This is a genomic window from Thioalbus denitrificans (assembly GCF_003337735.1).
Classification (GTDB): domain Bacteria; phylum Pseudomonadota; class Gammaproteobacteria; order DSM-26407; family DSM-26407; genus Thioalbus; species Thioalbus denitrificans.
Map to the genome: position 1 here is coordinate 115884 of NZ_QPJY01000007.1, position 13721 is coordinate 129604.

The window sequence follows — 13721 nt, forward strand, 5'->3', positions numbered from 1 at the left end:
GCGTCGGGCTCTCGGGGCGCACGGGGCGCCCGGCTGGTTCCTGGTCAGGGGGGAGTTCGACAACGGTCGCGGCGGGACGGGCTACAGGCTCTGCAGCGCCTGCAGCACTTCGTCCACGTGGCCTTTCACCTTCACCTTGCGCCATTCCCGGCGCAGCACGCCGTCGGCGTCGACGAGAAAGGTGCTGCGCTCGATGCCGCGCACCTGCTTGCCGTACATGTTCTTGAGCCTGATCACGTCGTAGAGGGCGCAGACCTGCTCTTCGGTGTCGGCGAGGAGGGGGAAGGGGAAGCCGTGCTTGGCGGAGAAGTTCTCGTGGGTCCTGGCGCTGTCCCGGGAAATGCCCAGCACTTCCGCATCCAGCGCCTGCAGCTCCGCGTAGTGATCGCGGAAGTCCTGTCCTTCCTGGGTGCAGCCCGGCGTGTTGTCCTTGGGGTAGAAGTAGATCACCACGTTGCGTCCCCGCAGTGCGGAGAGGCGGACGCTGCCGCCGCCGGTCGCCGGCAGCTCGAAATCGGGGGCAGGCCGATCGATGACAGGCTGGTTCATGCCTCGGAATTCTCCTTGTGGGTCAGCGTCGCGGAATCCTTCATGCCTTGGCCGGTTCGAGGACCCCGTCCAGGTTGAGCTCGTCGCAGAAGATCAGGAACTGTTCGCGCAGGGTGGCGATGTGGATGTTGGCGGGCACGTCCACGGTCATGCTCAGGGAGAACATGGGGGTTCCGGTGTGCGGCGCGAAGTAGGTGTCGGTGTAGAGGTCGCGGATGTTGATGTTCTGCACCGAGAAGAAATTGGCGATCTGATGCACGATGCCCGGATGGTCCAGGGCCACCACGTTGACCGAGTAGGGCAGCAGTCGCAGATCATGGCTTCCGGAACCGGTGCGGCGGCTGATGATGGTCAGCTCGAGCTGTTTTTCCAGCGCCTGGATGGAGCTCTCCATCTTGGCGATGGCGTTCCAGTTGCCGGACAGCAGCATCAGGATGGCGAACTCGCCGCCGAGCACCGTCATGCGGCTGTCGACGATATTGCATTCGTTGTCCAGGACGGCCTTGCTCAGGCGGTCCACGATGCCGGGCCGGTCATGGCCCAGGGCGGAGAGGACAAGGAGGTTCTGCGCGGGTTGCTTGGGGCTGGAGTCAGTACGCACGTTGGCTGGTCGGGCTTGGCGCGGCCGCACCCCGCCGCCGGGTCGTTCCGGGAGGGTCCGCGTCGGTCCGCCGGACTTGCCCCCCTGTCCGGCAGTTTATCACGCCTGCCGACGCCTGCCGCAAGCGTGCGGGCCAGTCCGGTCCGTATCCTTGCTTCATTCACCGCCAGGACGCCAAGTGCGCCAGGGTTCCATCGATGCCGGGTGATGTGGAACCGTGACCTGCGGTGCTCCGTGGCAGGCGCAGGCTCACCTGCCTGGCGGCGGTTGCGCCGCTACCGGATCGGGCCGGATGAATCCGGCCCTGCATCTTGTCGGATTTGGCGTCCTTGGCGTCTTGGCGGTGATTGCCCGCGGTCAGGCGTTGAAGACGGGAAGCTCAGAGCTTGACGGCGCGGAGCTGCTCGGCGGCTATCTCGGGGCTGATGGTGCTCACGAACAGGCCCGAACCCAGCTCGAAGCCGGTCGGAATGCTGGTGCGCGGGCAGATCTCCAGGTGCCAGTGGTAGCTGGGGGCGCAGTCCGCATACTCCGGCCCGTGGGGCTGGGTGTGGAGGAAGTAGTTGAACTGGGCGCCGCCGATGACCGCGTCCAGCCGCGCCATGGTGCGCCGGAGCACCCGGGCGAAGTCGGCCAGGTCGGCCTCGTCGAGCCGGGTGTAGTCGCTCTGGTGCTCCAGGGGCAGGATGTGCACCTCCCACTCGAAGCGGCTCGCGAAGGGCTTGATGGCGATGAACCGCTCCCCCCGTTCCACCACGTACTGGCCCACGTTGATGCGCCGGCGGATGCTGCCGGAGCTGCGGTCGTAGATGGTGGCCTCGAAGGTCAGCGCCTCGTCGATGAGCGTGCAGAAGATGCACTGCTGGTGCTTGCGGTAGTGGGCCCGGCTGTTCTCCACCTCGTCGTGGACGTTCTGCGGCACCACCGGCGTGGCGATGATCTGGCTGTGGGTATGGGGGATGCTGGCCCCCGCCGCGGGGCCGAAGTTCTTGAACGCCAGGACATAGCGCAGCCGCTCGTCGGAGGCGTACAGCTCGCGCATGCGGTCGCGGAAGACGCGGAACATCAGCGCGATGTGGGGCTCGGTCATCTCGTGCAGCGCAATCCCGTGCGCGTGGTGGTCGATGACCACCTCGTGGCGGCCGTAGCCGTCGATGGCCTGCTGCAGGCCGAACATCAGCGTGGAACGGCTGCGGTCGTCCCCGAGCACGGGGTAGAGGTTTTCCACGATGCGCACTTCCCAGCTGTCCTCGTCGGGATAGGCGGCGATGGTGGGAGGGGTTTTGTCCTCGTTGCCACGGCAGAAGGGGCAGGTATCCACGTGCTTGCGGGTATCGCGCGGGGCGAGTTCCTCCGCCTTGCGCGGGCGCATCCCGCGGGCGGTGGCCACCAGGACCGACTCGGCCGGAACGATGGGGTTGATGCGGATTTCGCGGATGCTTTCCTGCGATTCTGTCATGGGTTTCCTCCCCGAGGCTGTTGCGGGCCCGGGTGAGCATACCCCAGCCGCCGCCGGGGCGGGGCATAAAGTATCAATACGGGCATAGTCCGACCTTATTGAAATCAATCGGTTCCGGCTCCCGGGCCGAACCCTCCTTGTCACGGGGTTGGCGCCCCATTAACATCTTCAGTTTATCCAACCTCGCTGGAGACCTTCCATGTTTCAAGGCAGTATGGTGGCGCTGGTCACGCCCATGCGCGCGGATGGCGCCGTGGACGAGGATTCGCTGCGCAAGCTGGTCGATTTCCACGTGGAGAACGGCACCGACGCCATCGTCGCGGTCGGAACCACGGGCGAGTCCTCGACCCTGGATGAGCGGGAGCACTGCGAGGTCATCCGCATGGTGGTGGAGCAGGTCGCCGGGAAGCTGCCGGTCATCGCCGGGACCGGGGCCAACTGCACCCGCGAGGCCATCGCGCTGACACGCTGCGCCATGGAGGCGGGGGCCGATGCCTGCCTGCTGGTCACGCCCTACTACAACAAGCCCACCCAGGAAGGTCTCTATCTCCACTACAAGGCCATCGCCGAGGCCGTGCCGATCCCGCAGATTCTCTACAACGTGCCCGGGCGCACCGCCTGCGACATGCTGCCGGAGACGGTGGAGCGGCTGTCCCACATCTCCAACATCGTGGGCATCAAGGAAGCCACCGGCAACCTGGACCGGGGCCGGCGCATCCTCGAGCTCTGCGGCGAGCGGCTCGATCTCTACAGCGGTGACGATGCCACGGCGATGGAGCTCATTCTGCTGGGCGCCAAGGGCAACGTCTCGGTCACCGCCAACGTGGCCCCGAAGCAGATGCATGAGCTCTGCGCCGCGGCCACTGCCGGCGACCGGGAGACGGCGACCGCCATCAACGACCGGCTCATGCCTCTGCACAAGAAGCTGTTCGTGGAGGCGAACCCCATCCCGGTCAAGTGGGCCCTGTACGAGATGGGCCTGATTCCTCCCGGCATCCGCCTGCCGCTCACCTTCCTCTCCGAGCCGAACCGGCCGGTGGTGCGCGAGGCGATGCAGGCAGCTGGTATCCTTTAAGCGACTGAATGACAGGGAAGGGCGCAAGTTGACTATGAATACGAGACTGAACAAGTGGGTGGGGCCGCTCGCGGCGGCTGCGCTCGCCCTGGCACTGAGCGGTTGCGGCAGTTCGTTCTCCGTCTTCGGGGAGAACGGCATCGTCAAGGACCGTGGGGCGGACTACAAGCAGGCCCGCACCGAATCCTCGCTGGAGATCCCGCCCGACCTCTCCAGCTCCAGCATCGACGATGCGATGGTGGTGCCGGACATCAATCCGCGCAGCACCGCCACCTACTCCCAGTACGCCGCCGAGCGCAGCGGGCCGCGCGCGGTCCAGGCCCAGACCGCCGTGCTGCCGGAGAATCCCAATATCCGCGTGGTGCGTGACGCCGACCGGCGCTGGCTGGTGGTGGATGCCGCACCGGAGGCCGTCTGGCCGCGCATCCGGGAGTTCTGGCTCCAGGCCGGGTTCCTGCTCAAGATCGACGATCCCCAGACCGGCATCCTGGAGACCGACTGGGCGGAGAATCGCGCCGATATCCCCAAGGGCTTCATCCGCGACATGCTGGGCAAGGTGTTCGAGCAACTCTACTCCTCGGCCACCCGGGACAAGTTCCGCGTGCGCCTGGAGCGGGGCCAGCGCGACGGCACCACCGAGATCTACCTGACCCACTTCGGCGTCGAGGAGGTGGTCACCGGCGGCGCCACACCGGCCTCGGAAACCGGTACCGTCTGGAAACGGCGGCCCCGTGAGCCCGAGCTGGAAGCCGAGATGCTCAACCGCCTGATGGTCTACCTCGGCACCGAGGAGCGTCAGGCCCGGGCCCTGCTCGCCGCCGGCCAGGGCCAGGCGGACCGGGCCCAGCAGCCCCGCGCCGCACTGTCCCGCGGCGCTGACGGACTGGCCGTGCTGGCGATGGAGGACGATTTCTCCCGTGCCTGGCGCCGGGTGGGCATCGCCCTGGATCGCACCGGCTTCACGGTGGATGACCGTGACCGCTCCCGCGGCGTCTACTACGTGCGCTACAACGATCCGCTCGCCGACACCAAGAAGAAGGAGGGGCTGCTGTCCAAGCTCGCCTTCTGGCAGGACGACGAAACCGGCACCAAGGGCACCAGCTACCTGGTGCGGCTGGTCACCGGGGACGGGGCCGGCACCCGCGTCGTGGTCCTCGACGAGGCGGGTCAGCCGGAGCGCAGCGACACCGCCTATCGCATCCTGAGCCTGCTGGAAGAACAGCTCAAGTAGTGCGCTTCGCCTCGCTGGGCAGCGGCAGCCGCGGCAATGGAACCCTCGTGGAAGAGGGTTCCACCTGCCTGCTGATCGACTGCGGCTTCTCGGCGCGGGAAACCGAACGGCGCCTGGCCCGCCTGGGCCGGGCGCCCGGGGAGCTGAGCGCAATCCTCGTCACCCACGAGCATGGCGATCACCTGCGGGGTGTCGGCGTGCTGGCCCGGCGCTACCGGCTCCCGGTCTGGATGACGCCCGGGACCCGCGCCGCCTGCGCCGGCGAGGAGATTCCAGGCCTCGAACTGTTCAATGCCCATGAGCCCTTCGCCCTCGGGGCGATCGAGGTCACCCCCTATCCCGTCCCCCACGATGCCCGCGAACCGGCCCAGTTCCGCTTCGGCAACGGCGCCGCCACCCTCGGCCTGCTGACGGACAGCGGCTGGATCACCCCCCACATCGTGGCGACGCTCGCCCGCTGCGACGCCCTGCTGCTGGAGTGCAACCACGACCCGGAACTGCTGGCCCGCGGCCCCTATCCCCGGTTCCTGAAGGAGCGGGTGGGCGGCCAACTCGGCCACCTGAGCAATCAACAGGCCGTGGAACTGCTCTCGGAGGTGGACCGGGGACGGCTGCAGCACGTGGTCGCGGCGCACCTGAGCGAGAAGAACAACACCCCGGCCCATGTACGGGCCGGCCTCGCCGGCGTGCTGGGGTGCCGGCCGGAGGAGATCGACGTGGCCTGCCAGGAACAGGGTTTCGGCTGGCGCGAAGTCCGCTGAGGGGGCGCTTGATTCTCCGCCGATTACCCGGATTGCGCCGATTTCATGGCTGGTTCAGTGCGTAGTGCGGGTCCTCCGGCCCGGTGCGGGATCGCAGGGACCTCCAGGGCCCTGTGCCGACGGGCAATCGCTGGATAATCTGCGAATGGATTCTGTGGCAACCGCCGTGATTCCGGGCCCGTGGCAGGTTGTTGCGCCGGGCGCGACGGGGTATCCTTATGCGCCTTCAGGAGAGGTGCCGGAGCGGCCGAACGGGCTTGACTCGAAATCAAGTGACCCCTCACGGGGTCCGTGGGTTCAAATCCCACCCTCTCCGCCAAAGTGACAGAACCGGAATGGGAAAGGCCTGCGCGTTGCGCAGGCCTTTTTTGTGTGCAGGTCGAACGCGCAGGGTCCCCTGTCCGTGCGGCGGCCCCGCCACGGGAGGGTGCGCATGCAGACCCCCCGGTTGCTGCCGCTGTTCCTCTGTCGGCGCCGGTCCCGCTTCAGGACATGTAGGACTTCGCCTCCTCGCCCGGGTAGGGCAGGCCGGCGATGCGCCAGATGGCCAGGCAGCTGCCGAACAGGCCGTAGATCTCGTCCTTCGAGAGCCGTGTCTCGCGGCACACCTGGCGCATGTTGGGTATGGCGCCGAGCCGCTCGAACTTGCCGCGCACCTGGCGCAGCACCCGCCAGTGTGCCTCCGTAAGACCCGTCAGCCCCTCCATCGCCGCGATGTCTGTGGCGATATCATCGGTCCAGAGATGGTGGTCGTGGAGAAAGCCCTCCTCGTCGAAGAGCGGCCTGGCGGCGGGCGGTATCCGGGTTTCCGGCGCGGTTGTCTGCATGGAACGGTCCTCCGTGTCCAACAACAGTGGCCTGTCCCGTGGCATTCCACCGGATTCAGGCCCATGGCGAAAATTGTCCTCTCTGAAAGAAATCATGTTAAATAATATTTAGATTGGTTCTATTGCGAATAATGATATGGAATTGCGGCAGCTCCGCTCCCTGATCGCCGTGGTGGAGGCGGACTTCAGCGTCAGTCGCGCCGCCGAGCGGCTGCACCTGGTCCAGCCCGCGGTCTCCCAGCATCTCAAGCGGCTGGAGGAGGAGCTGGGCACGCTGCTGTTCTCCCGCCAGGGCAAGCGTCTGGCGGGCCTCACGGAGGCGGGCGAGCGGGTCCTGATGCATGCGCGGCAGGTGCTCTCGGGCACGGCCAGCATCCTGGCCGTGGGCCAGGACCATACCCGCCATGACAGCGGCGTGCTGCGTCTCGGCGCCACCCACACCCAGGCCCGCTACGTCCTGCCGCCGGTGATCCGCAGGTTCAGGGAGGAGTACCCCGGGGTCGAGTTGCAGATCCTCCAGGGCACGCCGCAGCAGCTCGCGATCATGGCCGTGCAGGACCAGGTGGATCTCGCCATCTGCACCGAGGCGCTCCACGACTACCCGGGCCTGGCGACCATCCCCAGCTACCGCTGGAACCGTTGCCTGATCGCTCCCCTCGGCCACCCCCTGCTCGAAGCCAGCCCCGTCACCCTGGGCCGGCTCTGCGAGTATCCGATCATCACCTATGTGGCCGGCTTCACCGGGCGCAGGCAGTTCAGCGACACCTTCGCGCGGGTGGGCCTCAGACCCCGCGTGGTGCTGAGCGCCACCGACACGGACATCATCAAGACCTATGTGAGGGAGGGTATGGGGGTGGGCATCATCGCCGCGCCGGCGTTCGAACCGGTGTCCGATGGGGACCTGGGCATGCGTGATCTGAGCCACCTGTTTCCCTGGGAAACCACCCGCATCGCCTATCTGCGCGATCGCTACCTGCGCCGGTTCCAGGAGCGGATCATCGAGATCTTCAAGGAGGAGGCCGACAGGATGGCGCTCGGCAGGCGGACGCCGCGCATCCCTCCCGGGCCGGCGGCCTCGGGGCCGGGCTGAACCGGGTGTCCGCCGGATGCGGGCGGGACCGGGATCCGCGTACACCCCGGGTCAACCGGTCGGTCCGGGGAGCGTGGCGGGAGGGTCCGTGTCCAGCAGGGATTCGAGCCCGGGACGCCGGGGTGTCATGGGGATCGAAGCCCGTCGGCCGGTAGACTTTATCCGTGGCATCGGCACATTTCCCGGGTCAGATCCCCCAGTCATCCCAGCGTTCCAGCCGACGCGCCTGCATGGCCGTGAGCTGGCTGCGGTAGTACTGCAGCTGGACATGGGCGGTACGGGTATCCACGTGCCCGCACACCGCGAGGGCCTGCTCGAGGCGCTGGATGGCGGTAATGATGTCGGTGCGCGAAGGACCCGACAGGGATGTCACGGTTTGCGCGCGCATGCGATCTCCAGGCACACGCCTTGATGGCTCTAGAGCATTAGAGCCTGCAGCGGCTGATTCGTTGCATCACCAGCCGGTCGCATCGGAACTTCCGGTTCGCCCGGTCCCGGCGCAGGGGGTGTCGCGCCCGGCGGCCGCCTGCCGGGTGTACGGCGCGCATCAGGGCACGCCCGGCACTGTTTTCCGGCCTCTCTGCATCCGGTGATGATGCGACGCCGTGCCGGGATCCGGTCGGGATGCGATCCTGGGCGCGCAGTGACCGTATCGCCTCAGACCTGGGCGGAAACCGCGAGGCTGTAGAGGGCGGTGACCACGGCGAACAGCAGCATTCCGGCGGGCCAGCGCCGGGTACGGCGCTCCGGGTGGCGGGGATCGAGCGCCATGATGGCGGAAACGCGGTTGCGGACCTGGTCCTGCATGAAAACGTGGTGACTGTGCATGGCATGGGACTCCTCTGATTGGGAGGGAGGGGCATCCTGCCGGGCCGCATCTTCAGCCGTACTCCATTCGTTCTCCCTTGGATCAGAGATTAGACGAGAACGAAAGGAGAACGCAAGGGGCGGGTGCAGATTCATCCGTACATGGGTGCCGGGGTCAGGGCTCTACCTGGCCGGATGCACCCGGCACCACGCACTCGGAGTGATGGGTGATGGGTGATGGGTGATGGGGTGGTGATCAGGAGAACGCCACAATTCCCATCACTTCATGAAACAGCGCTCGTCATCGTGAGTGCGTGAGGTGATCGCTGTGCCCATTCCCGCACTCCCGCGCCCTTCAGCCTTGCTTCCCTTTCCCGCCCCGCAGGGGCCCTGCTCACAACAGCGGCGCCAGGGTGCGGGCGGTGGCGGCCAGCAGGCGGGTGCGGTAAGGACGGCGGCGCAGCTCGGGCAGGGTGACGGGGGTGGCCTCGGCCTGGATGGCCTGGAACGAGACTTCGAGCGCATTGGCCATGATGGGCCCGTAGAAGAAGGCGTTGGCCTCGAAGTTGAGGCGGAAGCTGCGCCGGTCCAGGTTGGCCGAGCCCACGGTGGAGAAGCAGCCGTCGACGGTGGCGGTCTTGGCGTGGAGCATATGCTGGGGTAACTCGAAGATGCGCACGCCCGCTTCCAGGAGTTCCGCGTAGAAGGAGCGTCCGGCGTGGAGCACCAGGGGATGGTCGGAGTTGCCGGGGAGCACGAGGCGGACGTCCACCCCGCGCAGGGCCGCGGTCTGGAGCGACATGAGCATCGCCTGATCGGGGACGAAGTAGGGCGTCTCGATCCAGATCCGCTCCCGGGCCAGGTTGAGCGCGGAGAAGAGCAAGGTATGGATCGAGCGCCAGCGCAGGTCCGCCGGGCCGCTGGCCAGGAACTGCACCCAGGCCTCACCCACAGGGGCGACCTGGGGGAAATACTCCGGCGTGGCCAGATCCTCGCCGGCGGCCTGGTACCAGTCCTGGGCGAATATCTCCTGCAGCTGGATCACGGCCGGACCGCCCACCTCCACGTGGGCGTCGCGCCACGGGGCTGCCAGTCCGGTGTATTCGTCGCCCACGTTCATGCCGCCCGTGAAGGCCTTGCTGCCGTCCACCACCACCACCTTGCGGTGGTTGCGGAAGTTCAGCGCCAGCTGGCGGCTGAAGAGGTTGACCGGCAGGAACCGTTCCACCCGTCCGCCCACCGCCAGCAGCGGGGCGAAGAAAGCCGGCCGGGTGGTGCGCGATCCCACGTCATCCACCAGCACCCTGACTTCCACGCCCCGGCGCACGGCCCGGATCAGCGCGTCGCGGAGCCGGGTGCCGGTCCGGTCCGGCTGCCAGATGTAGTAGAGCAGGTGGAGGTGGTGGCGGGCCGCCTCGATTGCCGCGATGATCGCATCGAAGCAGTGGTCGCCATCCCGGTAGAGGGTCACCCGGTTGCCGGCGAGCGGACCGCTGGCATCGAGGCGGCGGGCCAGGGCGAGCAGTTCCGGGCGCACCGGGGGGGTGTCCGCCCCCTGGCGGGCCGCGACGGTGATCTCGCTGGTCAGCGGATGCAGCTGGGGGGCGAGGCGGCTCTCCGAGCGGCGCCGGCGGCGCCGGCGCAACTTGAGCCGGGTGGTGCCCAGGATCCAGAAGGCCAGCAGACCGAGGAAGGGCAACAGCACAATGAGCAGGATCCAGGCCAGCGTGGCCCCCGATTCGCGCTGCTGGAGCAGGATCTTGGGTACCAGCAGCAGCACGATGCCGAGGTCCAGCATGATGAACGCGGTGCCGATCCAGAAATCGAGGCTGGTGAAGGGGGCGTCCATCATGGGCGTGGCGGGGTCGGCACCGGCGTTCAGCGCAACCGCACCTGCAGCTTCCCCACGGTCTTGTAGAGCAGGCCGAGGGGGTGTTTGCGGGAGAAGGTGATGATGCGGGTGCCGGCAGGGTAGAACACGTGGTAGGTCAGGAACAGGTGGAGGGGATCCTGCCCCTCGAACAGGCCGCGCAGGCGATCCAGGGCCGTGGTGTCGGGCAGGCTCGGCAGCGCGATGCGGGTATCGTTCACCTGGATGTATTCGGGGCTGATGGTCAGCTCCGGCGTGGCCCGCTCCTGGTGCATCAGTTCGCGCAGGATTTCGCGCCGTTCCCGTGCGGCGAGAATGACACCCACCCGGTCCTCACCGACGAGCCAGGTGAGCGCGCCGGTCTCGTCGGCCACCGCGTCGTGCTCGCCGAAGGCCTGGCACCAGTTGAAATAGTAGGCGGCGTAACGCTCTACCTGTCGTTTGATCGCCACGCGCTCCTTCCTCTCTCCCTGGCGATGGCGCCTGCCTCCCTCAGCCCGAATCCATGGCGGCCGGGCGGCGGCCGGCGTCGTGACGGTGGTTCAATCGTTGCCCGTCCTGGCTTCGCTGTCCCTGCTGAAGGCATGTGCGAGCGCGTCGATGATGGTGCTCATCACCTGCCGGATCGCCTTCTCCTTGTTGTCGTTGACGATGATGTTGATGCTGTTCCGGGGGTCCTGCTCGGCCTGTGACAGCAGGTCCGACTGCAGGCGCCAGATGTCGTCGAAGTGATCCAGGTAGCGCTCGGTACGGCGATCGGGCACCTTGCGGCCACGGCCGCGGATGCGGGCGCGCAGCTGCTCGGGCTTGAGTACGGCGAGGAGGATGGGCACCACGATGGCATCGGTATCGTGGGGGACCCGCTGCAGCACCGCGGGATGCAGGTGCACGCCCTCGATCACCAGTGACACCCGTTCGGTGAGCGCGCGCTGGATCGCGGCCTCCACGGCCACGGAGACCAGCTCCGCCTGGGCATGGTAGCCGTCCAGCACGGCGTTCGCGCCCGGTTCACGGCCCATCCGGCTGCCCGGCAACGCCCGCCAGGCGGTAAAGGAGGAGGCGTGCAGCACCGGCATCAGCTGCTTCGGCACCAGCATGCGCATCACCTCGCGCAGCATGTCGGTTGACTGGGTGCGGGCGCTGTCCAGCCGATGGGCGATATCGTTGGCGATGGTGCTCTTGCCCGAGCCCGGCACGCCGCCGATGAGCAGCAGCAGGGGCCGGCCGCTGTGCAGGAACTCCATCCACACCAGGTAGCGACGGGCGGAGCCCGCGCCGAGATCCTCCTTCAGCCGCCGATAGGTGAGGCGGCGCAGGTGGTGGGAGCTGGTGTGGGTGGCGTTCTCCCGCAGCAGCTCCACGTGGACCTTGCGGGTGATGTCCGCCGATTCCTCGCTGGTGAGTCCGCACGATTCCAGGCAGCGCCGCAGCTCCGCGCGGGAGAAGGGCGATACGTTGCCGGCGGCGGTGCGGACCTGGATGGCCTCCACGCCCCGCCCGCTGGCCTGGTAGGCGCGGGTCTGCTCGGGGGAGGCCAGCCGCTGCAGGCGGCGCAGTACCAGCCGGCGCAGCTCGGCGGTGCTGATCTCGCGGGTCTCTCCCGCGCCTTCACCCAGCTCGGTGCGAATGGCCGAGGCGATATCGTAGGCGCGCTCGAAGGCGAGGCCGGCATCCTGCAGGGAGCGGGTGAGGATGCCGCGCAGGAAGGGAACCCGGGTGCCTTCCCCGGGGTCGGTGACCAGGATCTTGGCCATGGGGCTGCGGATTGCCTCCAGTCTGTGTCAAGGTGTGACAAAGGCCATCGAAAGTAGGGTCTTGGCGGTACTGCGGCGTTACACTCCGATTATGATGTCATCATAACAGGGGCGGCGTGCCGGCCGCACCCGGACACGCAGGGGGAGGCATGTTCAGAACCGCCGAACTGGGCCGGAAAATTCCGAAAGCCGAGTACAAGGAGATCGAACCCGTACTCCGCCAGGAGCTGCTGGAGCTGCAGCAGACGCTCCGTCTCGAGGACGGATTCCCCGTCATCATCGTCTTCGCCGGTGTGGACGGCGGCGGCAAGAATGCCACCGTCAACCGGCTCAACGCCTGGATGGATCCGCGCTGGCTCATCACCCGCGCCTACGGCGAGCCCTCCGACGAGGAGCGCGAACGGCCCGAGTACTGGCGCTACTGGCGCGACCTGCCGCCGAAGGGACGCATCGGCCTGTTCCTGCGCTCGTGGTACTCGCGGCCGGTGATCGATCGGGCCTACGGCAGCATCGACGAGGCGGATTTCGACGAGCGGCTGGACCGGGTCATCAACTTCGAAAATGCCCTGGCCGACGATGGCGCGCTCATCATCAAGTTCTGGATGCACCTGAGCCGCGAGGCGCAGAAGAAGCGCCTCAAGGCGCTGGAGAAGGACCCGCTGACCCGCTGGCAGGTGACCGAGACCGACTGGCACCACTGGCGCCTCTACGACCAGTTCCTCGAGGCCGGGGAGCGGGTCATCATGCGCACCAGCACCGGCAAGGCTCCCTGGTCCATCGTCGAGGGAGTGGATCCCTACTACCGCAGCGTCACCGTGGGGCGCACCATCCGCGACGCGGTGCGCCGGCGCCTGGAGGAGGTGGCCGCCCGCCGCCGGCTCCAGGCCGAGATGCAGGCCGGCAAGGAGGAGGCGAAGCCGGCGCGCCGCAGGCGCCCCGGAACGGCCGGGACGGAGCCGGAGCCGCCGGCACCGGTGACGGTGCTCGACAGCCTCGAAATGAAGCGCCTGGACAAGCGGGGGTACAGGAAGGCCTACAAGCAGCTCCAGGGCCGCCTCAACGAGCTGCAGCGGCGGGCGCAGGAGCGGAAGATCTCCACCATTCTCGTCTTCGAGGGCCCCGATGCCGCCGGCAAGGGCGGCGCCATCCGCCGGGTGACCGAGTCGCTCGATGCCCGCAACTACCAGGTGCTGCCGTTCGCCGCGCCCACCGACGAGGAGAAGGCCCAGCACTACCTGTGGCGCTTCTGGCGCCATCTCTCCCGGGCCGGCCGGGTGACCCTGTTCGACCGCAGCTGGTACGGCCGGGTGCTGGTGGAGCGGGTGGAGGGGTTCGCCGGCGAGACCGAGTGGCGGCGGGCCTACTCCGAGATCAACGATTTCGAGGCCCAGCTCATCGAGCACGGGATCGTGTTGATGAAGTACTGGGTTCACATCAGCAAGGAGGAGCAGCTGCGCCGCTTCCAGGACCGCGAGCAGACGCCCCACAAGCGCTGGAAGCTCACCGCGGATGACTGGCGCAATCGCGAGAAGTGGAATGACTATCTGCTGGCGGTCAACGACATGGTGGAGCATACCAGTACCCGGCTTGCGCCCTGGAACCTGGTGGAGGGGGACGACAAGCCCTATGCCCGGATCAAGGTGATGTCCACCCTGTGCGACAAGCTGGAGCAGGTGCTGGGAGAGGAGTGATCCCCC

At 67.5% G+C, this 13721-nt stretch carries 14 protein-coding genes and 1 tRNA gene; 6 read left to right on the plus strand and 9 right to left on the minus strand.

From position 1 onward, the window contains the following. Positions 1 to 81 precede the first annotated feature (81 nt). From DFQ59_RS13880 to DFQ59_RS13890, 3 genes are all read right to left on the minus strand, one after another. The gene (locus DFQ59_RS13880) at positions 82 to 549 is read right to left on the minus strand and encodes a peroxiredoxin (RefSeq protein ID WP_114280309.1); all 468 of its coding nucleotides are present in this window, start codon (positions 547 to 549) and stop codon (positions 82 to 84) included. 40 nt (positions 550 to 589) lie between these two features. After that, the gene (locus DFQ59_RS13885; RefSeq protein ID WP_114280310.1) at positions 590 to 1150 is read right to left on the minus strand and encodes a glycine cleavage system transcriptional repressor; all 561 of its coding nucleotides are present in this window, start codon (positions 1148 to 1150) and stop codon (positions 590 to 592) included. Between the two features lie 379 nt (positions 1151 to 1529). Next, complete coding sequence (locus DFQ59_RS13890) at positions 1530 to 2609, minus strand: galactose-1-phosphate uridylyltransferase (RefSeq protein WP_114280311.1); 1080 nt, start codon at positions 2607 to 2609, stop codon at positions 1530 to 1532. Positions 2610 to 2808: 199 nt separating this feature from the next. Between DFQ59_RS13890 and dapA the strand changes: the two genes are divergently transcribed. The 4 genes from dapA to DFQ59_RS13910 all read left to right on the plus strand — a co-directional run bounded on the left by dapA (position 2809) and on the right by DFQ59_RS13910 (position 5995). After that, complete coding sequence (gene dapA / locus DFQ59_RS13895; RefSeq protein WP_114280312.1) at positions 2809 to 3684, plus strand: 4-hydroxy-tetrahydrodipicolinate synthase; 876 nt, start codon at positions 2809 to 2811, stop codon at positions 3682 to 3684. A 34-nt stretch (positions 3685 to 3718) separates the two neighbouring features. After that, positions 3719 to 4915 (plus strand): outer membrane protein assembly factor BamC, encoded by a 1197-nt coding sequence (bamC, locus tag DFQ59_RS13900; protein ID WP_114280313.1) that lies wholly within the window; start codon positions 3719 to 3721, stop codon positions 4913 to 4915. Continuing rightward, positions 4915 to 5676 carry an MBL fold metallo-hydrolase gene (locus DFQ59_RS13905; protein WP_114280314.1) on the plus strand — a complete coding sequence of 254 codons (762 nt, stop codon included), beginning with the start codon at positions 4915 to 4917 and terminating at the stop codon, positions 5674 to 5676. Before bamC ends, DFQ59_RS13905 begins: the two co-directional genes overlap by 1 nt. Before the next feature lie 229 nt (positions 5677 to 5905). Beyond that, positions 5906 to 5995, plus strand: a tRNA-Ser gene (locus DFQ59_RS13910). A gap of 166 nt (positions 5996 to 6161) precedes the next feature. On the opposite strand, the gene DFQ59_RS13915 is transcribed toward DFQ59_RS13910, so the two are convergent. After that, complete coding sequence (locus DFQ59_RS13915; protein WP_114280315.1) at positions 6162 to 6503, minus strand: TusE/DsrC/DsvC family sulfur relay protein; 342 nt, start codon at positions 6501 to 6503, stop codon at positions 6162 to 6164. A gap of 136 nt (positions 6504 to 6639) precedes the next feature. On the opposite strand from DFQ59_RS13915, the gene DFQ59_RS13920 reads away from it, so the two are divergent. Then, positions 6640 to 7593 carry a LysR substrate-binding domain-containing protein gene (locus tag DFQ59_RS13920; RefSeq protein ID WP_114280316.1) on the plus strand — a complete coding sequence of 318 codons (954 nt, stop codon included), beginning with the start codon at positions 6640 to 6642 and terminating at the stop codon, positions 7591 to 7593. Between the two features lie 187 nt (positions 7594 to 7780). Here DFQ59_RS13920 and DFQ59_RS13925 read toward each other — a convergent pair whose 3' ends face one another. The 5 genes from DFQ59_RS13925 to DFQ59_RS13940 form a co-directional block, all read right to left on the minus strand. Further along, positions 7781 to 7981 (minus strand): hypothetical protein, encoded by a 201-nt coding sequence (locus tag DFQ59_RS13925; protein WP_114280317.1) that lies wholly within the window; start codon positions 7979 to 7981, stop codon positions 7781 to 7783. A gap of 269 nt (positions 7982 to 8250) precedes the next feature. Beyond that, on the minus strand, positions 8251 to 8421 hold the full coding sequence (locus tag DFQ59_RS19890) for a hypothetical protein (protein WP_170142161.1): 171 nt from the start codon (positions 8419 to 8421) through the stop codon (positions 8251 to 8253). A gap of 373 nt (positions 8422 to 8794) precedes the next feature. Beyond that, positions 8795 to 10252 (minus strand): cardiolipin synthase, encoded by a 1458-nt coding sequence (gene cls, locus DFQ59_RS13930; RefSeq protein ID WP_211314942.1) that lies wholly within the window; start codon positions 10250 to 10252, stop codon positions 8795 to 8797. A gap of 26 nt (positions 10253 to 10278) precedes the next feature. Continuing rightward, positions 10279 to 10722 (minus strand): hypothetical protein, encoded by a 444-nt coding sequence (locus tag DFQ59_RS13935; RefSeq protein WP_114280318.1) that lies wholly within the window; start codon positions 10720 to 10722, stop codon positions 10279 to 10281. Positions 10723 to 10812: 90 nt separating this feature from the next. Continuing rightward, positions 10813 to 12024: an AAA family ATPase gene (locus DFQ59_RS13940; protein ID WP_114280319.1), complete on the minus strand. Its 1212-nt coding sequence runs from the start codon at positions 12022 to 12024 to the stop codon at positions 10813 to 10815. A gap of 149 nt (positions 12025 to 12173) precedes the next feature. Between DFQ59_RS13940 and pap the strand changes: the two genes are divergently transcribed. Continuing rightward, complete coding sequence (pap, locus tag DFQ59_RS13945) at positions 12174 to 13715, plus strand: polyphosphate:AMP phosphotransferase (RefSeq protein ID WP_114280320.1); 1542 nt, start codon at positions 12174 to 12176, stop codon at positions 13713 to 13715. Positions 13716 to 13721: the final 6 nt, after the last annotated feature.